Source organism: Rhodobacter sp. NTK016B (assembly GCF_017303295.1).
Taxonomy (GTDB): Bacteria; Pseudomonadota; Alphaproteobacteria; order Rhodobacterales; family Rhodobacteraceae; genus Pararhodobacter.
Window position 1 is genome coordinate 135,097 of record NZ_JAFKOK010000015.1, and the last position, 21,644, is coordinate 156,740.

Below are 21,644 nucleotides of genomic sequence, written 5' to 3' on the forward strand. Positions count from 1 at the left end.
CGGATGAAGCGGGTTGGCGACCTTGTTTGGATCGCGCTTCATCGCTTTCGCCCCTTCGACTTCGCCGCCTGTTTCGCGTTCGACCCCGCCTTGCCCGCGGTCGAGCGGCCGCGGGTCTTCACGCTGTCCTCGACCACCGCGTCTACGGCAGCCTGACGGGCCAGCGGGTCGTCGGCGACGGCCAGTTCCACCGCTTCCAGCCGCTTCACCTCGTCGCGCAAACGCGCCGCTTCCTCGAATTCGAGGTTCTCGGCCGCCTTGCGCATATCGGCCCGCAGCCCGTCCAGATGCGCGGCCAGATTGGCGCCGACCATCGGCTTGTCGACCTTGGTGGTGATGCGCGACTGATCGGTGTCGCCCTGCCACAGCCCCGCCAGCACGTCCTCGACGTTCTTCTTGACCGTCGTCGGCGTGATGCCGTGTTCTTCGTTATACGCCATCTGCTTGGCGCGGCGGCGGTCGGTTTCGTCCATCGCGCGCTGCATCGAGCCGGTGATGCGGTCGGCATACATGATGACCCGGCCTTCGGAGTTCCGCGCGGCCCGGCCGATCGTCTGTACCAGCGAGGTTTCCGAGCGCAGGAAGCCCTCTTTGTCGGCATCCAGAATCGCCACCAGCCCGCATTCGGGAATATCGAGACCCTCGCGCAGCAGGTTGATGCCGATCAGGACGTCGAAGGCGCCCAGCCGCAAGTCGCGCAGGATCTCGATCCGTTCGATCGTGTCGATATCCGAGTGCATGTAGCGCACGCGGATGCCCTGTTCGTGCAGGTATTCGGTCAGATCCTCGGCCATGCGCTTGGTCAGCGTGGTGACCAGCACCCGCATCCCCTCGGCGGCGACGCGGCGGACCTCGTCGAGCAGATCATCGACCTGCATCGAGACCGGGCGGATCTCGACCAAAGGATCCAGCAGACCGGTGGGGCGGATCACCTGTTCGGTAAAGACCCCGCCCGCCTGCTCCAGCTCCCACGCTGCCGGGGTGGCGCTGACGAAGACCGATTGCGGGCGCATTGCGTCCCATTCCTCGAACTTCAGGGGGCGGTTATCCATGCAGGACGGCAGCCGGAACCCGTGTTCGGCCAGCGTCGCCTTGCGCCGGAAGTCGCCCCGGTACATGCCACCGATCTGCGGCACGGTGACGTGGGATTCGTCGGCGAAGACGATGGCGTTGTCGGGGATGAATTCGAACAGGGTGGGCGGCGGCTCGCCCGGTGCGCGGCCCGTAAGATAGCGCGAATAGTTTTCGATCCCGTTGCATACGCCGGTCGCTTCCAGCATCTCGACATCGAAGTTGCAGCGTTGCTCAAGCCGCTGTGCCTCCAGCAGTTTCCCGTCTTCGTTCAATTGCTTGAGCCGGTGGAACAGCTCGTCCTTGATGCCCTTGATCGCCTGATTGAGCGTGGGCCGGGGCGTGACATAGTGCGAATTGGCGTAGACGCGGATCTTGTCGAACGTGTCGGTCTTGGTGCCGGTCAGCGGATCGAATTCGGTGATTGCCTCGAGCTCTTCGCCGAAGAACGACATCCGCCATGCCCGGTCCTCGAGGTGGGCGGGCCAGACTTCGACCACATCGCCGCGCACCCGGAAGGCGCCGCGCTGGAAGCCCGCATCGTTGCGCTTGTATTGCTGGGCGACCAGATCCGCGATCACCTGCCGGGGGTCGTAGATGTCGCCCACCACGAGGTCCTGCGACATCGCCGAATAGGTCTCGACCGAGCCGATACCATAGATGCAGCTGACCGAGGCCACGATGATCACATCGTCGCGCTCCAGCAGCGCGCGCGTGGCCGAGTGGCGCATCCGGTCGATGGCCTCGTTGATCTGGCTTTCCTTCTCGATGAAAGTGTCGGTGCGCGGGACATAGGCTTCGGGTTGGTAGTAATCGTAATAGCTGACGAAATACTCGACCGCGTTGTCGGGGAAGAAGCCCTTGAACTCGCCATACAATTGCGCGGCCAGCGTCTTGTTGGGCGCCAGAATGATCGCCGGACGCTGCGTTTCCTCGATGATCTTCGCCATCGTATAGGTCTTGCCGGTGCCGGTCGCGCCCAGAAGCACCTGATCGCGTTCGCCCGCGACCACGCCGCCCGACAATTCGGCGATGGCGTTGGGCTGGTCGCCCGCCGGTTTGAACGGGGTCTGCATGACGAAACGCTTACCGCCTTCAAGCTTCTCGCGCTTGAGCGGCGCGGTCGTCATCGGCATCTCGGAAAAGGCGTCCGGGCGATTGTTGTGCATGGGGCGTCCACCGCGCGATCTGGGCTGTTGCCCTACAATTGTGCCTATTTTGTTCTTCTGCAAGGGGCGCGGCTGTTTTCCGCAGCGGCGCGGCGACGGGGCAGGGGGTGCGACCCTGTCGCGCTTTGGAATCCACTTGTCAGGACGGGTGCAATTTCGGATAAGGCCCCAAGCCAGACGGAGTTCTTCATGCGCGCACGCATCTATCGTCCCGCCCGCAACGCCATGCAGTCGGGTATGGCCCGCACCAGGCAGTGGATCCTCGATTTCGCGCCGGCGGAATCGAAGCAGAAAGATCCGTTGATGGGCTGGACCGGCTCGGGCGACACGCAGGCGCAGGTGCGGCTGCGCTTCGACTCGCAGGCCGAGGCCGAGGCTTATGCGAAAGCCAAGGGCATCGATTACGTGGTCCGCGAACCCAAGGACCGCGCCGCCAATATCCGCGCGGGCGGCTATGGCGAGAACTTCGCCACCAACCGCCGGCAGGTCTGGACGCATTGACGGGGTGAGCCCGGGGTCGCTTTTGGTGGCCGGACTCGATTGTCAGCGATGAAAAGGCGCCCGTTGGGGCGCCTTTTGTGTTTCCAGACCGGTCGCGCCGGTTAACCGAACATCGAATCGGGGATGAACAGCGCGATCTGCGGGAAGGCGATGATGAGAAGCAGCGTCACCAACATCGCCAGCAGAAACGGGGTTACACCCGCAAAGACGGTTTTCAGCGCCACATTCTGCGCCACCGAGCGCACGACGAAGACATTCAGCCCCACGGGCGGGGTGATCATGCCCATCTCGATCACGATCACCGCAACGACCCCGAACCAGATCGGGTCGAAGCCGAGGGCAAGGATGATCGGGTAATAGATAGGCACGGTGACGACCAACATCGCCAGACCGTCAAGGAACATGCCCAGCACCACATAGCTGAGCAGGATCACCACCAGCGTGCCATAGGCGCCAAAGCCAAGCCCGGTCAGCCCGTCACCCAGCGCCGCCGGGATGTCGGTCAGCGCCAGAAAAGGGTTGAGTACATTCGCGCCGATGACGATCATGTACAGCATGGCCGAGGTGCGCACCGTCTCGCCCACCGCATTGGCGAAACCCCGCATCGACACTCTGCCGGTGCCGAACGCCAGAAGCGTGGTCATCGCGGCGCCGATGCCCGAGGCCTCGACCGGGGTGAAGGCGCCCAGATAGATGCCGCCGATCGACACCACGATCACGCTGATCAGGGGGGCGGCGGTCAGGAACAGGCGAAAGCGCTGGGCAAAGGGCTGCGCCTCGCCCGCCGGGCCTGCCTCGGGGCGGCGCAGCGTGACAAGCCAGATCGCCCCGATGAACATGAGCATCATCAACAGGCCCGGCAGGATGCCCGCCATGAACAGCCGGCCGATCGATTCCTCGGTCAGGATCGCGTAAAGCACGAAGCCTGTCGAGGGCGGGATCAGGAAGCCCAACGTGCCCCCCGCCGCGATGGCGCCGGTGGACAGCCCGTCGGCATAACCCAGACGCTTCATCTCGGGCAGGGCGACCTTGCCGATGGTAACGGCGGTGGCGACCGACGATCCCGATACCGCCGAAAACGCCGCGCAGCCGATGACCGAGGCCGAGGCCAAGCCGCCCCGAAACCGACCGACCCAGGCATGGGCCGCGTCGTACAAAGCGCGGGAGAACCCGGCTTCCGAGGCGATATTGCCCAACAGGACGAACATCGGCAGCACGATCAGGTTGTAATTGGCGACCGAGGAATAGGTCTCGGTGAACAGGATCGCGCCCGCGCGGCGCAGGCCTTCGACGACCCAGATGCCGAAAAAGCCAGTGATCAGCATGGCGAAGGCCACGGGCGTGCGCATCAGCATCAGCGCGAACATGCCGCCGATGGCGAAGATACCGATGGCAAGGTCACTCATGATCGGGGGTCCATCCCATGAGCCGCCCGAGGATCTGCGCCGCGAAGACCAGGATGCACAGGCCCATGCCGATCAGGATCGCGCCATAGACCGGCCAGAGCGGAAGCTGCAGCATGTTCGTCGCATCGCCGTATTCGGCGGCCTCGGTAGCCTTGGCAAAGGCGCGCAGGCACAGATGGCCCAGCACCGTGATCGAGAGCACGCGGGCAAGAATGTCGCCCGCCAGCCGCCCCCACCGACCCAGCGTCCGGTCGAGCAGATCGACACGGATATGGGCGCCCGTCGCCGTCGCCTGCGGCAGCGCCAGCATGACCAGTGCGACGGCAATCGTCTGCACGATCTCGTTCGCGCCCATCAGCGGATTGCCGAGGAAATAGCGCATCACCACGCCCGCCGCGATCACGCAGACCATTGCGACAAGGCACAGTCCCGCACCGATATTCAGAAGGAGCGGAACCTGGCCGGCGCGGGCCGACCAGGTCTTGAGCGTTGCGTTGCGCACGGGGATCACTCGCCGCGCAGGGCCGCGACATAAGCCTGCGCGGGGATGCCGTTGGCCTCGGTCTCGGCAATGATCTGCTCGACCACCGGGGCCGACGCCTCGTTGAAGCGGGCGGCTTCCTCGGGCGACAGGGTGATCACGGTTTTGCCGTCGGTGGACTCGAACGCGGCGAGGGCGCGCGCGGCGACCTCCAGCCATTGCGCGCTGCCAGTCAGCGAGGCGGTGCGCCCGGCTTCCACGATGGCGGCCTGTGCGTCGTCCGAGAGGCCCTCGAACGTGTCGCGGTTCATCACCATGAAGAACAGAGAGATCGTCGTGTCCATGCCCATGGTGACCGATTGCGTGACCTCGGCCAGCCGGAAGGCCCCCAGCGTCGTCGCATCGATCATCGCGCCGTCGATCACGCCCGTCTGCATCGCGTTGTAGATCTCAGGCGCGGGCATCGAGACCGGGTTCGCGCCCCAGGCTTGCACGATCAGACCGGCATTGCGCGACGGCACGCGGATATTGAGACCCGCCAGATCATCGAGGCTGTCCACCTCGCGCGAGCCCATCAGCAGCAGGTTCGGCGCGTTGTTCCACAGACCCACCAGCTGCGCGCGGCGATATTCGGGCGCCAGCATGTCGAGATTGTCGACGATGGCCTGTGTGCCGGTCTCGGCGGTCAGCACGCCCGGAAGCTCGGCCAGCAAGGTCATCGGAAAGCTCGACGCGGTGTAGCCGGGCAGCGAGAAGGCGATATCCGTCACGCCGTCCAGCACGCGGTTATACTGCTCCGCCGGGCCCGGGCCCAGCTCGCCGCCCATATAGACGCGCAGCGTGACATCGCCGTCGGTCGCCTGCGAGATCGCCTCGCCGAAGGGCGTGTAGACCGAGTCGACGATGAAATGCGTTGGCGGTTGGAAGTCCGCGAGTTTCAGCTCTTCGGCCAGTGCGCCCTGCGCAAGGCCCATGGCCAGAGTGGCCGCGGCGAAGGTCTTTGCGATTGTCATGTCTCTCTCCCGTGAAATGGCTGGAATTGTCCCGGTCCGGATGGGCGGGCCGGGAATTGGCGGGGGCGTTCCGGCGCTCAGGCTTTGTCGCCGGCCTCCTCAAGCGCGGCCCCCTCAAGCGCGGTCTTGTCGGCGCTCTTGCCGCCCGCGACCGAATAGGTGATCGGCACTTTGCGCGTGGCGAGGAAGTCTTCGAGCGTCTCACCCCGGAATGCGGCATAGATTTCGGGATTGGACACGCCCAGAACAGCGGCCAGTTTCTCAAGCATGAAAAAGCTGACGCCGCGGCGGATCATCTCGATCCATTTTTGGTTGCGGATCAGGTCGATCTCGTCCTCGGTCAGGCCCCGCTCGGCGGCAAGCGCGTCGAAATCCTTGCGGAAGCGTTCACGATGCGAGGGCTTGATCAGGTCGTGCAGGAAATCGTTGAGCCGGAAGTTCTCGTGGCTGCGGGCCTGCGTGAAGGGATAGGTGCCGCCGAGCTTTTCAACGCCCTGCAACTCGTAGCCCATATGCGCGCGGTATGCCGCGACCTCGTCCGCATCTGGAGCGGCACCCTGATCTTCGAAGACCAGCGTGGCGATATTGGTCACCGAGGGCGCGTAGCTTTGCTTGTGGACCAGCGTCACGTCATCGGACAACGCGCCGCGCATGATCAGCCACATGATGACCTCGGCGCCTTCCATGCCGCCCTTGGTGACGTAATCGGCCAGCCGCATGTCCACCAGAGCCTTGGGATTCTTCTCGAGCAGGTCGAGGAATTCGTTGTCCCAGTCTTCGTTGATGAAACCCGCGCGCTCGCCATGGACCTGATGCGACAGCCCGCCGGTGGCCATGATCGCCACGTTCAGATCCTCGGGATAGCTCTCGATCGCCTTGCGCAGCGATTTACCCAGCTTCCACATGCGCTTGGGCGTGGGGATCGGGAACTGCAGCAGTCCGCATTGCAGTGGCACGACCTTGCCCTGCCAAGGCCCGGTATCATCGCCCAGCATCGAGAGCGGCGACAGGAAGCCGTGATCGACCGGCTTGCCCTGAAAGAAGGACATATCGAACTCGTCCGCCGTCAGTGCCGTGGCGATATGCTGGGACAGGCCCAGATGGCCCATGGCGGGCGCCACGTCCCTCGGGCCGCCGCCTTCATCCGCCGGGTGATACGCGCTGTCGATGCCCAGCGAGAAAAACGGGTAATGATCGAAGAAGAACGATGTGATGTGATCGTTGTAGATCAGGAACAGCACGTCGATCTTCTTGGCGTTCACCCAGTCGCGCACGACATCGAACCCCGCGAAGATCGGCGCCCATGCCGGATCGTGGCGTTTGCCGTTATCCTTGGCGAAGCCGATGGTGGGTGAATGCGACGCGCCGATGCCGCCGATGATGCGAGCCATGGGGTTCCTCCTGTCCAAACAGCCGCGCCCGCGAAGACGCGCGGACCGGGCCGGATAGAAAGGGGATAGAGCCCTTCCTATGTTCGAACAATCACCGTATCTTGGCCGCAGCGTTCAGTTAATTGAACGATGTGGAGGATAGGATGCGCTGGAGCCTGGATGACGTGCCGGTCTATGTGGCGGTGGTAGAGCAGGGGGGCATGACCGGGGCCGCCGCGCTGCTGGGGCGACCGAAATCCAGCGTCTCGACCGCCATTGCCCGTCTGGAGAAGGCGCTGGGCGTCCGCCTCTTGCAGCGCAATTCGCGTAGCCAGCGGATCACGGCCGAGGGCGAGACCTTCTATCGCCACGCCCTGATGATCATCGAACAGGCGCGCGAGGCCGATGCCATCGTGGCGGGACTCAGGGCCGATCCGGCTGGACGGCTGTCGGTCGCGCTGCCGCCGGCTTTCTGTCAGGAGATCGTCGCACCGCGCCTTCCGGCCTTTCGCCGTGCATGGCCCAAGATCGACCTGCGCATCCTGATCACCAGCCACGGCGTCGAACTGCTGCGCGAGCAGGTGGATATGGCGGTGGTGGTCGGGCGGATGGAAGACAGCGACCTCGTCGCCCGGGTGCTGATCGCGGGCGCGCTGACCTGCGTCGCCAGCCCCGACTATCTGGCCCGGAACCCGGTGGCTGACGGGCTCGAGGCGCTGCGCAGCCATATCCAGCTTTGCGAGACGCGCTACGGCAGCAAACGCGTGCCTGTGCATGTGGCGGGACAGGCGGCGACGCTGGATCTCGAAACCGGCATCAGCCACGTCAACAACCCGCTGGTGGTGCGCGCGGCGGTGCTGAACGGCGCAGGCGTCGCCCCGCTGCCGCGCCATTACGTCCGCGACCAGCTCCGTGACGGCTCGCTCGTCGAAGTGCGCCCCGACGTGACCTTCGATATCGAGGCCTCGACCCTCTCTGCCGTCTATCTCAGCCGCCGCCTCATGTCCCCCCGCACCCGCGTGTTCCTCGATTTCCTGACCGAGGCGTCGCGGTAGGGTCTGGGCCGTTCTGCCGCCATCACCACGCAGCGTTGTGATGGCATGTCCTTGGTACCTGAGGCGTCGCGTATGAATAGCGGAGGAATAACGCCGGCTCCTAGACTCTCTGCTGCACGCCACCAGGACTCACGGGGACGCCCCATGTGAACCAATTCCGGGCCGGAGCTCCGGGAATGTAGCCGCCCCGAATGATTAGTGCGGCAAGCGCGGTTCCCCCGCTGTTCCCCAGGAGCGAAAACGAGAAAAGCCCCCTTGGGGGGCTTGCTCACAAATCGCTGAATTATCAGGAAGATTTGGCTCCGGCGGTAGGGATCGAACCTACCACCAATTGATCAACAGTTCGGCACTCAACCCGCCGAGAACGAGCTAACCCACTGAAAACAGGCGAACTTGTGTTCGCAGCAGTCGGGCTGATTACGCCAGTTGAGCGCGTCTGTGACGTACAGCTGGCGCACAGTCCGGAAATCACAAGAAATACAACTTCCGAGCGAGAAACACTTGGAAGCCTTCGAACTCACCAAACGAGACGATTAAATCGTGCAGGACTGTCGGGCAGGGAAGGAAGTCTCTGAGCTTGCCCGGATCAACGGGCTCACAGAGCGCCGGATCAAGCAGATTCTCGGGGACCGCGGAGTGACCCTTCGACCAAGGCATGCAGGGCGGACAGCAATGCTCTTCACTGCAGGTCTGCCAAGCTCCGTTTTCGGATATGTCGCAGTGAAGCACGCTGGCCGGCGTCGATCACGATAACGGTTGCGTTCTAACATTCTCATTGGTCGAAGCGCGACTTTGGACGTCACCTCATGCGCTCGCCACCTAGCCTTCTTGGCTCAAAGTTCGTCGCATGTAACAGTCCCCTCCGGGCGTTCGGTCTGGATATTGCCTAGCCGATCTGTCCCGACCTATGCCTACCCGTTCCGGGGCGGCGGAAACCGGAGAGGTGACGAGATGGCGGGAAAATCGCTGGTCGGTGGGGTGTATGCCTTTCACTTCGGGTCGCATGTGGCATTCGGCCTATGCACCCACGAGGAGACCGGCGGCATCGGGCCACGGCTGGGACAGCTAATGCGCCTCTTCCGCGGGGTCGCGCAGGAAGTGCCCGAGGACGTGTCGGCAATCCTCTCGCAGCCTCTGCTGACGTCGGTCTTTGTCAACCTGCCCATCATGATCCGGGCGGGCGAGGCCATCAAGCTGGCGGACGTCCCGGTGCCGCCAGAGCTGGCCGGGCCGCCGCTCTTTCGGGTCGGTGGCCCGGAGCCGGAGCATTTCTTCCTGGTGGAGGGGCTGGGAGAGTCTGAAACCCCTGTCGAAGGGGGTGCTTTGAAGGCCGATATCGCCGGGGCTCCGGATCAGGCGATCGCCAGTTTTGGCGCGTTGGAGAGAATTTTCAGATTCGACCTCACCCCGGAACGCGCATTCGCCTTTTTCACAGGAACCGCCACCCTGGACGAGGAATGCGAAGCGCTTTTCTAAGAAGGCGCCGCACACCCATGGCAAACCCGCCATTGATTTTGTCCCGTTCTTGGCCGCACTCCGAAGAGTGGACATTGGCGCACAGAGCAGCGCCCAATAGTATGGGCTTGAAGCAGACCTGCGGCAGTGCGGCAGGCCCCTCGCCCTGGCGCGCAATGCCTGCGGGTGCTCACGGCCCATTGCGGCCATTCAAAACAGCAATTGCGTCCTGCGGCAGCAGTTCGAATAGCCGACATTCGCTGCCTTCGAGAATTGAATACATCTACGGACTTCTGAAGCGCGAAAGTAGCTTGCGCCGGTTACGCGTCCCACTGTGCGCTATCTGCGCGCAGGGCTTGAGGAGTCATTCCGGTCCATTTCCGGAACGCGCGCTGGAACGCGTTGGGATCACGGTACCCCACAAGGTGCGCGATCTGCTGGTTGTTGAGGTCGCTCTTGAGCAGATAGCGGATTGCCAGATCTTTTCGCGTTTCGTCCAGCAACGACTGAAAGGTCAACCCCTCATCCGCGAGACGCCGCAAAAGGGTACTCCGACTTAATCTAAGACGCCCGCACGCATGTGCGATATTGGGTTCGGTGATCGAGAACGCCTCCAGCATCGTCGCGCGGACCCGGTCCGATAAGGGCAAGCCTTTGGATTGGATCATGGCCTGGCTCTGAAGGTCAGCTTCCGTGGCCTCCCAAAGCTCGGGATTGTCCGAAATAAACGGAGTGTGCGCGTCGGTGCGGGTATAGATCAGCGTGGCGTCACCCTGCTCGGGGACCCTGCCGAATACGTCAACCAGACGTTCTCGCTCGTCCTGCGGCAGTGGCAAGAACACCCGCAGAGGCCGGATCGCATGACGCGCCAGCGCATTGGCCTGCGCGTGCAGATAGATGATCTGGGGGCTGCTGAAGGTTCCGGGCAAAGGGGCGGAGGCAACGTCCGGCGCAACGCGCACGGTGAACTCGGACGCGCTGCGCGACACCAAGAATTGCATTGGCCCGAACAGGCTTTTAAACTGTGCCATGCGCGTGATGCCGGTCTCTAAATCCGGCGCTGTAGATAGCGCGAAAAGAACTGGGATTGCCGGACCACCCGCCATCCGCAGCCCGAGAAGCCGCGCCACATCGTGCTGTCCTGACAAGTCCATTATCGCGGACCAGAGGCGCAGATACTCTTCGGCGGTCACGAGAAAAGACCGGTCGTTCCGCTCCGTCGCGTCAATACCCGCACGTGTCAGAACCACATCCCAGCCGATACCCAGAATACCACAGATCGGGCCGGACAGGACGGCAGATGTGTAGATTGGGGATCGCTCGCAGCTCTGCATGCCGGGACCTTTCGCGCGGCGGGACCGCCCTTATCACTAGAGCGGCTCCCCCTGTCCGACGCAACAGCGCTGAACGAATCTGCAAGTCATTGATACGATCTGCAAGTCACAAGCGGTGGCAAACGCCCGCCCAACACGACTAGCTACAAGATGACACGATCGCATGGAGAGATCGGCTTGGACCTGACATCGAAGATCATACTCGTCACCGGCGGCGGTTCCGGCATCGGCCTTGAACTGACACGGCAGCTGGTAGCGCTCGGCAACACGGTCATCGTCTGCGGGCGCGACGCGGGCAAGCTGGCCGAGGCCGCGCGGCTGACCGGCGCACAGGCGATCGCCGGGGATGTGACGGTTGCGGAGGATCAGGAGCGGATACTGTCAGATGTTCAGGCGCAGCATGGTCGGCTCGATCTGCTGATCAACAATGCGGGCGTGTTCTTCGCTTATCATTTCCGGAACGATCCCGACGCGCTGCAAAAGATCGAGAACGAGATCGCGATCAACGCAGCGGCTCCGCTGACCCTGACGCGGCGCGCCTTGCCGCTTCTGGAGAAAAGCGCACAGCCCGGGGTTTTGTTCATCGGATCGGGCATCGCCTTTGTCGCTTCACCCGGAACGCCGGTCTACTCCGGCACCAAGGCGCTGATCCATCACTGCGCGCAAACCCTGCGCCACCAGTTGCAGCCCCATGGCATCACCGTTTTCGAAGCCCTGCCGCCCGTCGTTGATACCGACATGGCCAAGGTGCTGAAATCCGGCAATTTCAAGAAGATGAAGCCCGCCGATCTCGTGCGCGACATTCTCGAGGGGTTACGCCGCAACCAGACAGAGATGCTGCTGGGACAATCAAGCCAGATCAAGTGGATGAGCCGGATCGCCCCTGCCTTCCTGTTTCGCCAGTTCGCAAAGACCGAGTTTCACTAAGTTTCGCTGCAAAATTCTCTGTTTTGCCCATCCTAGGATACGCGAATGACCCTTTCCGCACGCCGCAACCTGTTGGTGATGAATGTTCAGATGGCGGTCAGTCTGCTGACGACGATCATTCTGATTCGCTGGCTTTTCCCCGGCATCGCCCAGGCAGAGTTCGCGGTCGCTGTTCTGCCGGTCGCCGTCCTGCACATGTTTCGGTTCATCGGCATGACCGTCGTGATGCCCGATCAGTTGGACGACGCGATCAGCTATAGGGCCAAGGTTCAGATCGCGGTCGGCGATCTGGCGGTGGCCCTGACGGCGTTGCTGCTGACGTTCGCTATCGTTGAGGGCTTTTCGGCTGGTGCAATCCGCGCGCTTGCCTGGCTCTTCGTGATCACCTGTCTGGCTGATATGGCAGTCATCCAAAGGGTCTTCATCAGGGAACAGTTCTGGGACAAGAAGATGGGCGTCGTCTGGCTGTTTCAGGTGCTTTTGTCGGTTCCGATGGTGATGGGAGAAATCTTTGTCCTTTACCGATTGGTGACGGGGTGAAGGTGCAGACCTGCGAAGCCGACACTTGCCGCAATCAACATTTGGGAAAATCCGCATGACCGCAGCCTACCGCAGCCGCGTCACCGCGCTGGCCATTATTACCTCAGCCGCCTTCTTTGGTGCCAATGCCTTTATCGGCCTGTCGATGGGAGTTTACTGGCTGCGCCTCGCGCCCGCCGATTTTGTCGCGCAATTCTTCCCCCAGTTCAGCAACTTCCTGTTCACCATCATGCCGCTGTTTCTGCTGATGCTGGTGGGCCTGATCCTGTCGGCCCGGCTCGATTGGCGCAATGCCCCGGCGCGGCGCAACTGGGTCATCGCGCTGTGGCTTTACCTGGCCCTCTCAGCGATCACGGTCTTTTTCCACATGCCGCTCAATGTGCGCCTTGCGGCGGCGGTCGGGTCGCCCCTCGGGGACGCGCTTGGCTTTTACAAGACCATCGCGCTGACGGGTCCGGTGACAGATGACAACGCTGCGACCATTCGGACGCTCTGGCTGCTGGGCCATATACCCCGCGTCCTGCTCACGCTTGCCATCCCCTTCTACGCCCTGCGCGCGCTTGCCGCTGGCCCCACGCGCTGAACGCGGAGACGACGCCCATGACCGACGCCACCTATCGCAGGACCGTCAATATGATCGCCATCCTGGCTTCTGCGGCCTTCGCGGGCGGCGGCCTGCTCATCCTGCTATCCTACGGCATCCGCTGGCTGGGGACCGATCCGCTGGTCTGGCGGGCAGGGTTTTGGGACGAGTTCGTGAACTTCGCCCTCACCATCATTCCGCTCAATATGATCACACTGGTCGGGCTGGTGCTGTCAGCGCGGCTCGATTGGCAGGACCGGCCCATCCGGCGAACCTGGATGATCGCGATTTGGCTTTATGTGGCGAACACCATGTTCACGCTGGGTTATTTCATTCCGCAGAATATCCTTCTGATCTGGGACAGCTATACTGCGGCGCAGGCGTCGCAGGTCCGGGCGACATGGCTGGGGTTGCATGTCCTGCGGGTTGTCATTGCGGCTGCCGTGCCGGTCTATGCGTATCTGGCGGTTATTCGTCGGGCGGAGGCGCGGTGAGCCACGAGGCTCGCAGATTGAGCAACTCGCCGTTATGCTTGGGGGTCTAGGCCGCTGCTCCGGCCTGCCTCTTCGAACGTCCGATTTCGTGCAGCGGCTCAAGTCAATTCGCAACCGCAGCGAACGGCCGCTTTCCGCCCGTAGCTGCCAATGGTCAAGCCGCGGCGAAGGCTGACTCCCCACATTCCGCGATACATTGAGGTTCTTTGAAGAGCTTTCCTCTCGCCCTCATGTCTCGACGTCGCTTCAAGGGCTGCACTCTGCGGACAGTCTTTGTGGTTGTATGCGGTCATACGCGCCAGGCTCAGTTGATTGTTTTTCAATTGCGCACAGTCGAGGTGTAGTGTGCGCGGAGCCCTGACGAGGGTGTTTTCATGCACTGCGCACGGGAAACGGGGAGGTAGTTCCCTGAATGACGTTCTTATCTTGATGGAGCCGAGTACGCCTTCCGAGAAAAAAAGAATAATAAAAACAGTGATATAGGACGGCTTCGGGCTCTTGCCGGATCCGGCGGGGCGGCAATTTCGCTGCTTTGAAGAAGGTGCTTGATAATCCGAATTTGCGCATGGTCGACCGTCAATCACACTTCGACGAAGACGCAAAATGCCGTACCATGAAGGCCACAAAGCGCACAGTCTGACACACAGTTTGCGCACAAATTTCCGGGAAGGCCACGCACGGTCGCCAACTAACCGAAAAATTTTGTCTAATTTTCAGAAGGTTAGTTGGCTCCGGCGGTAGGGATCGAACCTACGACCAATTGATTAACAGTCAACTGCTCTACCGCTGAGCTACGCCGGAACACGTGGGCCGTATAGCAATGGGGTATGACGGCGTCCAGAGGGTGGGCACGGTTTTTTTTGTCGGAAATGTAAATTCTTCCTCTGGCCCGAAATCAGGGTGCGATTACAGGGGTTTGGGGGCCGGGGGGGCCGTCGAAAAGGACCAGTCCGCGGGTGTCGAGATCGATGAGATGGGCCAGCACGTTGCGCGCGGCAGCGGGCAGCAGGGCCGGGGGCACATCGGTATAGACCGCGGCTGTGATCGCCGGCAGATCGCCCGCGCCAGCGACCACGGCGGCGCGAATCGCGGTCTCGCGGCCTCGGCGGTGATCACGCAGCGCGCGGGTACGGGAAAGCCCGTCTTCGACCGGTGCGCCGTGGCCGGGATAATAGCGCAGCCGCCCCAGTGCCTCGATCCGGTCGAGGCTGGCCATGAAGTCGGTCAGGTCACCTTCGGGCGGGGAAACGAGGCTTGGCGCCCAGCCCATCACGTGATCGCCCGAAAACAGCGCTCCGTTCCACAGCAGGCACAGATGGTTGCCCAGATGCCCCGGCGTATGGACCGCACGCAGGGGCAGGCCGCCTGCGTCGAGCGTCTCGCCATCGGCGAGGAACTCGTCGGGCGCGAAATCCGCATCCACGCCTTCGCCGCCGCCGACCTCGGCGCCCGAGGCCATCAGGGCCGCCATCCGCGCCGATTGTCCCGCGCGCGCATCGCCAAAGGCCGCGACGGGGGCGCCGGTCACCTCGGCCAGCGGGCGAGCGAGGGGGGAATGGTCCTTGTGGGCGTGGGTAACGATGATCCGCGCGATCCGCTCGCCGGGTGCCAGCGCCTCCTGGATTGCGCGCAGGTGCCCGGGATCGGCGGGGCCGGGGTCGATGACCGTGACGGCGCCTTCGCCCAGCAGGTAGGTGTTCGTCCCGCGCTCGGTCATCGGCGAGGGGTTGGGCGCGAGAACCAGCCGCAGACCGGGGGCCAGCGGCAGGGATTGACCGGGCCGCGGGTCGAAGGGGGTATCGGGCATGGAGGTCCTTTCTTGCTGTCCGGGCCGCGCGGGCGCTCTCGCCATGCGCGCCGGTCGGGGCTAGAGTATCGCCATGCTGGGCCGCCTTCTCAAACCGTTTTTGCCTCGCGGCCTGTACTGGCGCGCGGCGCTGATCGTTTTCGTGCCGGTCTCGGTGATCCTGCTGGTGGTGTCGCTGTCTTTCATCCAGCGCCATTACGACGGCGTGACGCGGCAGATGACGGGGAATTTCCTGCTGGTGGCGCGCTACATTCTGGATCAGGTCGACGCGCAGCCCGATCTTGCCAGCGCGCAGGACGAAGCGCAGGCGCTGGGGGCGCGCTTCGGGTTGTTCACCGCGCAGATCGACGAATCGCTGCCGCCGCCCATCGACCTGAAACTGCCGTTCTATGACCTGTCAGGCTCGCTTGCCGTGGCCGAGTTGCAGCGCGGCCTGCCGCAAATGCGCGAGGTGGCGCTGGCCACGGGGGATCTGACGCTGTGGCTGGAATCGCGCCACGGCTATCTGCGGCTGCATTTCGGGCTGAGCCGGATTTCGGCGCGCAACCCGCATCAGATGCTGGTCCTGACCTTTGTCATCGGCATCGTCATGGGGGTTATCGCCTTCATTTACCTCAAGAATCAGATGCGCCCCATGGCGCGGCTCGCGCTTGCGGCAGAGGCATTCGGGCGCGGGCAGACGGTACGCTACCGGCCCGGCGGGGCGACCGAAGTGCGCGCGGCGGGCAAGGCGTTTCTGGAGATGCGCGAGCGGATCGAGCGGCATATCGAACAGCGAACGCTGCTTCTGTCGGGCGTCAGTCACGACCTGCGCACACCGCTGACGCGGATGCGTCTGGCGCTGTCGATGATGGAAGACGACCCCGAGGCGGCGGCGCTGATGGCCGACGTGGCCGAGATGGAAAGCCTGATCGACCGGTTTTTGGAATTCGCGCGCACCGAGGCGGTCGAGCCGATGGACGAGACCGATCTGGGCGCGCTGCTCGCATCCCGCGTGGCCGAGGCGCGGCGCGCGGGCCGGGAAGTCGCCTTCGAGCCGGGCTGGAACGGCCCGTCGGTCGCCCTGCGTCCGCAATTGATGGGGCGGGCGATTGACAACCTGATCGGCAACGCGGTGCGCTATGGCACGCGCGCGCGGGTCTGGATCACCGCCGAGGGGGCCGAGGTCGCGGTCTGTATCGAGGATGACGGCCCCGGCATCGATCCCGAAGACCGCGACCGCGCGACCCGGCCCTTCGTGCGTCTCGATCTGGCACGGGGCGCCTCGCGCGGGTCGGGGGCCGGGCTGGGGCTGGCCATCGTCGCGGATGCGATGCGCTCGCATGGCGGGCGACTTGAGCTGGGCACCGGGACAAGCGAGGGCTATGGCGGGCTGCTGGCGCGGCTGGTTCTGCCGGTTGCCGAGGGCTGATTTTCCCGCGACGGCGGTTTGTAGCGCGACGCTTGCGCCGGGCTGCCCGTGCGCTCAGCGCGTCACGTCGTGATCGTAGATCCACGAAAACCGCTTCAGCGCCAGCGTCGGCGCGACCCGGTCGGCAAGGCGCAGCAGGCCATGTGCGAAGGGTGCGATGGGCGCGCGCAGGTGGTAGTTGCGCGCATTGGCATTGGCCATGCCGACCACGCGCGACACCCGTTCATGGCGGGCGGCGGCGTAGTCGCGCAGCGCGGCGGTCCTGTCATCGGGCTTTGCGGCCAGCGACCGGGCAAGAACCCAAGCATCTTCCAGCGCCATATTCGCGCCCTGCGCCATGAATGGCAGCGTCGGATGCGCCGCGTCACCCAGAAGCGCCGCACGCCCCTTGCCGTCATGCCAGTTGCGGGTGACGGGATGGCGGAACAGACCCCATAGATAGACCTCGCGCACGGCGTCCAGCCAGCCGGGCACGGGTCCGCCGAAGCCCCGGAAGGCGCTTTGCAGGGCTGAGGGCTCGTCGGAGTGATTCCAGCCCTCTTCGGCCCAGACCCGGCGCTCTTGCACGGCGACGATGTTGCGCAGTGTGCCACCGCGCAGCGGATAGCTGACCAGATGCTGACCCGGCCCCATGAAGACTTGCGCGACGCGCGCACCGCCATCGCCGGGGATCAGCGCGCGCCAGGCGACCTGCCCGGTAAAGAACGGCTCGCGCGGGCCGTCCAGCGTGGTGCGCAGGGCCGAATGCAGTCCGTCGGCGCCCAGCACCAGCGGCGTGTCGTGATCGGTGCCGATTGCAGTGCGGATGCGCGCGCCGGTATCGGTCAGGGCGATCCGCTCGACCTTTTGCAACAGCTGCACGCGTGTGCCGGCCTCGCGCATCGCCTGTTCCAGCGCGGCGATCAGGTCGGCGCGGTGGGACAGGTAAAAACCGGGGCCGTCCTGCGGCATGGCAAGCCGGGTAACAAGTCGCCCGCCGTGATCGCGCAGCTCGACCGCCTCGGTGCGGTCGCCGATGCTGTCAGGGTTGAGCCCCAGCGCGGCCAGAACGCGCGCGCCATTCGGGCTGATCTGCAGGCCCGCGCCCACTTCGGTGATCTGCGGCGCCTGTTCCAGGATCGACACGTCGGCCCCGAAGCGCCGCAGGGCGGTGGCCAGCGCAAGACCCGCGACGCCCGCGCCCAGAACGAGGGCCGGGCGACCGGACAAGGGTCTGGCAGTATCGGGGGCGGGGCGGTCCTGCGTGTTCCGTTCTGTCGTGGGCGGGTTGTCTTTGGACATATCTGTCACAGGCCTGCCAGTCACAGGAGCATCAAACGGGGGCTACGCAGGTTAGCCAAGGGCGCGCGGGCACAGGCGCCCGCGCTGCCGGGATCAATCGTCGCGGTGGACGCGCTCGCTGCGCTCGTGGCGTTCCTGCGCTTCGAGCGTCATCGTGGCGATCGGGCGGGCATCGAGACGCTTGAGCGAAATCGGCTCGCCGGTCATCTCGCAATAGCCGAACTCGCCATTCTCGATCCGGCGCAGCGCGCCGTCGATCTTCGAGACCAGCTTGCGCTGGCGGTCGCGGGTCCGCAATTCCAGCGCGCGATCGGTCTCTTCGCTGGCGCGGTCGGCTATGTCGGGAAGATTGCGGTTGGAATTGGCCAGATCGTTCAGGGTTTCCTTGCTGTCGGCAAGGATTCCCTCTTTCCATGCCAGCAACTTGCGGCGGAAATACTCGAGCTGACGTTCATTCATGAACGGCTCGTCTTCAGCCGGTTTGTAGTTATCAGGAAGAAAGGTTTCCGGTTTCATAGGCGCATCCCCTGTTTGCCCGGAACTGTAGACGACCGACCCGACGATTTCGTTCTGTGCGGTCATTCCGAGCCCCCTGCGCAGGGCAATAGCCTGTGCCACCCGCGATGTCACGCGCGAAAAGGTAACATTTCAGCAGCCGTGACCTCTGCGCCGCAGCGGGAAACCGTCGCCGCCGGGACGCGGTTCGCGCCGCTGCCATGGGCGCGGCGCCTGCGCGCGGGGCGTCCCGCTCTCTTGCGGCTTGGCAGGCGCGCGGCTAGGGTCGCCGCGAAATGGGCCCAGCACACGGAACGAACATGCGTTTTTCCTCAACCGACAGCTACATCGCCACGGACGACCTGACGATGGCCGTGAACGCGGCGGTAACGCTTGAGCGGCCGCTTCTGGTCAAGGGCGAGCCCGGCACCGGGAAAACCGAACTGGCGCGGCAGGTGGCGGCGTCGCTGGGCGTGCCGATGATCGAGTGGAACATCAAATCGACCACCCGCGCGCATCAGGGCCTTTACGAATACGATGCGGTCTCGCGCCTGCGCGACAGCCAGCTCGGCGACGAGCGCGTGCATGACGTGAAGAACTACATCCGCAAGGGCAAGCTCTGGCAGGCTTTTGAGGCGTCCGAGAAAGTGGTTCTTCTGATCGACGAGATCGACAAGGCGGATATCGAATTCCCTAACGACCTGTTGCAGGAACTCGACCGGATGGAGTTCCACGTCTACGAGACCGGCGAGACGGTGCGCGCGGCGGTGCGGCCCATCGTCATCATCACCTCGAACAACGAGAAGGAGCTGCCCGACGCGTTCCTGCGGCGCTGTTTCTTCCACTTCATCCGCTTCCCCGAACCCGAAGTGCTGGCGCAGATCGTCCGGGTCCACCATCCGGGGATCAAGGAACAGCTGCTCTCGACCGCGCTCACGCAATTCTTCGAATTGCGCGAAACGCCGGGGCTGAAGAAAAAGCCCTCGACCTCGGAAATGCTAGACTGGCTGAAACTGCTGCTGGCCGAGGATCTGGGCCCCGAGGATCTGAAGCGCGACGGCGCGAACGCGCTGCCCAAACTGCACGGGGCGCTGCTGAAGAACGAACAGGACGTGCATCTGTTCGAGCGTCTGGCCTTCATGGCGCGCCGCAATCAGGGACGCTGAACCCGCGCAGGCGCGGGTGAGCGGTTTCGCCCTCGCCCGCGACGCCTCCGGCGCCGAGATCTCGCGCGACCGGGCAGGGGGGCTTTGCCCCCCTCTTCGGCAAAGCCGAATTCACCCCCCAGGATATTTCCGGATCAAAGATGCGGGCGTGCAAGGACGTGGACCGCGCCCGGCTTCGTCCCGGTTTCACGCATCTTTGGTCCTTAAGTATCCCGGGGGGAGCCGAAGGCGGGGGGGAGAGCCCCCCACTCGCGCCACCGCAGCGACTAAACGTCAGAACCCGCTGTCGCCGCCGTTTTCCTGCCAGCTCTGAACAAGGTTGCCGAATCGGGTGAAGCGGCCTTCGAAGCTCAGTTCCACCGTGCCGATGGGGCCGTGACGCTGCTTGCCGATGATCACCTCGGCCTTGCCATGCGTGCGCTCCATGACCTCCTGCCATTTCGCCATCGCTTCGAGATCGTGGTCCGAGGGTTTTTCCCGCTCGCGGTAATACTCCTCGCGGAACACGAACATCACCACGTCGGCATCCTGCTCGATCGAGCCCGATTCGCGCAGGTCCGACAATTGCGGCCGCTTGTCGTCGCGGCTTTCCACCGCGCGCGACAGCTGCGAGAGCGCGATGACGGGGATGTTCAGCTCTTTGGCGATCGCCTTCAGGCCCTGCGTGATCTCGGAGACTTCCTGCACCCGGCTTTCCTTGGACGAGCCGCGCAGAAGCTGCAGATAGTCGACCATCAGCACATCGAGCCCATGCGTCCGCTTCAGCCGCCGTGCGCGCGCCGCGACCTGGCTGATCGGTAAGGCGGGCGTGTCGTCGATATAAAGCGGGCAGTTTTCCAGCGTCTTTGCGACTTCGACGAAGCGGCGGAATTCCTCTTCCGACATGTCGCCGCGGCGGATCTGCTCCGACGGCACCTCGGCCGCTTCGGACAGGATCCGCGCCGCCAGCTGGTCTGCCGACATCTCGAGCGAGAAGAACCCGACCGCGCCGCCATTCACCGCGCCCTCGGTCCCGTCATGGCGGATGCCGCGCTTATAGGCCTTGGCGATGTTGAAGGCGATGTTGGTCGTAAGCGAGGTTTTCCCCATCGACGGACGGCCGGCAAGGATGATGAGGTCAGACGGGTGCAAGCCACCGAGCTTCTTGTCGAGATCGACCAGCCCCGTCGAGATCCCGGCAAGCCCGCCATCCCGCTGATAGGCGGCAGCGGCGACATTGACGGCCTCGGTCACGGCGCGCAGGAAGGATTGGAACCCTTTCTCGGCCACCCCTTGTTCGCCCAGTTGGTAGAGCGCCTGCTCGGCGGCGACGATCTGCTCCTTGGGCTCGTCGGCGACCTCGACCGTGCTGGCGCGCGCGGCGATATCGCGGCCCAGACGGATCAGCTCGCGCCGGACGGCCAGATCGTAGATCATCTGGGCGTAATCGCGCGCGGCATAGGAGGCGACGGCGGCACCGGTAATCCGGGCGAGGTAATTCGCGCCGCCCAGCTCCTTGAGGCCCTCGTCATCCTCCATGAAGGCCTTGATCGTCACCGGCGAGGCGAGCGCGTTCTTCTGGATCCGCGCGGCGGTGATCTCGAAAATTCGCTTGTGGACTGGCTCGAAGAAATGCTCGGCGCGCACCAGCGATGCGACACGGTCATAGATGTCGTTATTGGTCAGAATCGCGCCCAGAAGCTGTTGTTCAGCCTCAATATTATGCGGAAGAAGCTCAGGCCCGACCTCGGTTTCCGCCGGGTTGGCGGCCTGAGGATTGGTCGAACGGAGAGCGGCGATTTCGGTCATGAGCGATTCCGGTTGAGCTGAACGGCGGGGCGCCGGATCCGCTGGCGGCCGATCACGGCGGCGTGGATCATGGCGCGGGTCACGGCACGGGGTATGAGAACCGATCCGTTATGCCAAATTCCCGCTCGTCAAGCAACGCGTCCCCGGGACGAATTCGGGCCAGCGCCGACGCATAGCCGCACCCATGACAGCCAAGTCACTGAGGCCGCTTGCAAAGATTTTTGCTCCCACGCGCGCTGCCTCATCTTTGATCCGGAAATATCCTGGGGGGTGAATTCGGCTTTGCCGAAGAGGGGG

At 63.9% G+C, this 21,644-nt stretch carries 19 protein-coding genes and 1 tRNA gene; 9 read left to right on the forward strand and 11 right to left on the reverse strand.

From position 1 onward, the window contains the following. Positions 1–38 precede the first annotated feature (38 nt). Complete coding sequence (uvrB, locus tag JI664_RS19025) at positions 39–2,240, reverse strand: excinuclease ABC subunit UvrB (protein ID WP_207015359.1); 2,202 nt, start codon at positions 2,238–2,240, stop codon at positions 39–41. Positions 2,241–2,429: 189 nt separating this feature from the next. Here uvrB and JI664_RS19030 point away from each other — a divergent pair, with 189 nt between their 5' ends. After that, a complete protein-coding gene (locus JI664_RS19030; protein WP_207015360.1) occupies positions 2,430–2,741 on the forward strand; it encodes an ETC complex I subunit in 312 nt (103 codons plus the stop codon). Between the two features lie 101 nt (positions 2,742–2,842). Here JI664_RS19030 and JI664_RS19035 read toward each other — a convergent pair whose 3' ends face one another. The 4 genes from JI664_RS19035 to JI664_RS19050 form a co-directional block, all read right to left on the reverse strand. Continuing rightward, the gene (locus JI664_RS19035; RefSeq protein WP_207015361.1) at positions 2,843–4,147 is read right to left on the reverse strand and encodes a TRAP transporter large permease; all 1,305 of its coding nucleotides are present in this window, start codon (positions 4,145–4,147) and stop codon (positions 2,843–2,845) included. Continuing rightward, on the reverse strand, positions 4,140–4,649 hold the full coding sequence (locus JI664_RS19040) for a TRAP transporter small permease (RefSeq protein ID WP_349768747.1): 510 nt from the start codon (positions 4,647–4,649) through the stop codon (positions 4,140–4,142). Before JI664_RS19040 ends, JI664_RS19035 begins: the two co-directional genes overlap by 8 nt. A gap of 5 nt (positions 4,650–4,654) precedes the next feature. Continuing rightward, a complete protein-coding gene (locus JI664_RS19045) occupies positions 4,655–5,641 on the reverse strand; it encodes a TRAP transporter substrate-binding protein (RefSeq protein ID WP_207015362.1) in 987 nt (328 codons plus the stop codon). Positions 5,642–5,718: 77 nt separating this feature from the next. Then, the gene (locus JI664_RS19050; protein WP_207015363.1) at positions 5,719–7,032 is read right to left on the reverse strand and encodes a gallate dioxygenase; all 1,314 of its coding nucleotides are present in this window, start codon (positions 7,030–7,032) and stop codon (positions 5,719–5,721) included. 143 nt (positions 7,033–7,175) lie between these two features. Between JI664_RS19050 and JI664_RS19055 the strand changes: the two genes are divergently transcribed. Next, the gene (locus tag JI664_RS19055) at positions 7,176–8,066 is read left to right on the forward strand and encodes a LysR family transcriptional regulator (protein ID WP_207015364.1); all 891 of its coding nucleotides are present in this window, start codon (positions 7,176–7,178) and stop codon (positions 8,064–8,066) included. 951 nt (positions 8,067–9,017) lie between these two features. Continuing rightward, on the forward strand, positions 9,018–9,542 hold the full coding sequence (locus JI664_RS19060) for a hypothetical protein (RefSeq protein WP_207015365.1): 525 nt from the start codon (positions 9,018–9,020) through the stop codon (positions 9,540–9,542). 299 nt (positions 9,543–9,841) lie between these two features. Here JI664_RS19060 and JI664_RS19065 read toward each other — a convergent pair whose 3' ends face one another. Beyond that, positions 9,842–10,855, reverse strand: a complete 1,014-nt coding sequence (locus JI664_RS19065) for a helix-turn-helix domain-containing protein (RefSeq protein ID WP_207015366.1) — start codon at positions 10,853–10,855, stop codon at positions 9,842–9,844. A gap of 177 nt (positions 10,856–11,032) precedes the next feature. On the opposite strand from JI664_RS19065, the gene JI664_RS19070 reads away from it, so the two are divergent. Genes JI664_RS19070 through JI664_RS19085 form a run of 4 tightly spaced genes read left to right on the forward strand, consistent with a single transcriptional unit; the run spans position 11,033 to position 13,399 of the window. Continuing rightward, positions 11,033–11,782 carry an SDR family oxidoreductase gene (locus JI664_RS19070; protein ID WP_207015367.1) on the forward strand — a complete coding sequence of 250 codons (750 nt, stop codon included), beginning with the start codon at positions 11,033–11,035 and terminating at the stop codon, positions 11,780–11,782. Between the two features lie 45 nt (positions 11,783–11,827). Continuing rightward, the gene (locus JI664_RS19075; protein WP_207015368.1) at positions 11,828–12,322 is read left to right on the forward strand and encodes a hypothetical protein; all 495 of its coding nucleotides are present in this window, start codon (positions 11,828–11,830) and stop codon (positions 12,320–12,322) included. 55 nt (positions 12,323–12,377) lie between these two features. After that, positions 12,378–12,905: an anthrone oxygenase family protein gene (locus tag JI664_RS19080; RefSeq protein ID WP_207015369.1), complete on the forward strand. Its 528-nt coding sequence runs from the start codon at positions 12,378–12,380 to the stop codon at positions 12,903–12,905. A 17-nt stretch (positions 12,906–12,922) separates the two neighbouring features. Next, positions 12,923–13,399, forward strand: coding sequence for a hypothetical protein (locus JI664_RS19085; RefSeq protein ID WP_207015370.1), 477 nt, complete (start codon positions 12,923–12,925; stop codon positions 13,397–13,399). 726 nt (positions 13,400–14,125) lie between these two features. Here the strand turns inward: JI664_RS19085 and JI664_RS19090 are convergent. Further along, positions 14,126–14,200 (reverse strand) — tRNA-Asn (locus JI664_RS19090). Between the two features lie 94 nt (positions 14,201–14,294). Continuing rightward, on the reverse strand, positions 14,295–15,206 hold the full coding sequence (locus JI664_RS19095) for an MBL fold metallo-hydrolase (RefSeq protein WP_207015371.1): 912 nt from the start codon (positions 15,204–15,206) through the stop codon (positions 14,295–14,297). A gap of 73 nt (positions 15,207–15,279) precedes the next feature. Between JI664_RS19095 and JI664_RS19100 the strand changes: the two genes are divergently transcribed. Continuing rightward, a complete protein-coding gene (locus JI664_RS19100) occupies positions 15,280–16,617 on the forward strand; it encodes an ATP-binding protein (protein ID WP_286174178.1) in 1,338 nt (445 codons plus the stop codon). Between the two features lie 54 nt (positions 16,618–16,671). On the opposite strand, the gene JI664_RS19105 is transcribed toward JI664_RS19100, so the two are convergent. Next, positions 16,672–17,898: an FAD-dependent monooxygenase gene (locus tag JI664_RS19105; RefSeq protein WP_207015372.1), complete on the reverse strand. Its 1,227-nt coding sequence runs from the start codon at positions 17,896–17,898 to the stop codon at positions 16,672–16,674. A 93-nt stretch (positions 17,899–17,991) separates the two neighbouring features. After that, entirely contained in the window at positions 17,992–18,414 is a 423-nt protein-coding gene (dksA, locus tag JI664_RS19110) for an RNA polymerase-binding protein DksA (protein WP_207015381.1), read from the reverse strand. Between the two features lie 299 nt (positions 18,415–18,713). On the opposite strand from dksA, the gene JI664_RS19115 reads away from it, so the two are divergent. Next, positions 18,714–19,559 (forward strand): AAA family ATPase, encoded by an 846-nt coding sequence (locus tag JI664_RS19115; protein ID WP_207015373.1) that lies wholly within the window; start codon positions 18,714–18,716, stop codon positions 19,557–19,559. 273 nt (positions 19,560–19,832) lie between these two features. On the opposite strand, the gene JI664_RS19120 is transcribed toward JI664_RS19115, so the two are convergent. Beyond that, on the reverse strand, positions 19,833–21,347 hold the full coding sequence (locus JI664_RS19120) for a replicative DNA helicase (protein ID WP_207015374.1): 1,515 nt from the start codon (positions 21,345–21,347) through the stop codon (positions 19,833–19,835). Between the last annotated feature and the right edge of the window lie 297 nt (positions 21,348–21,644).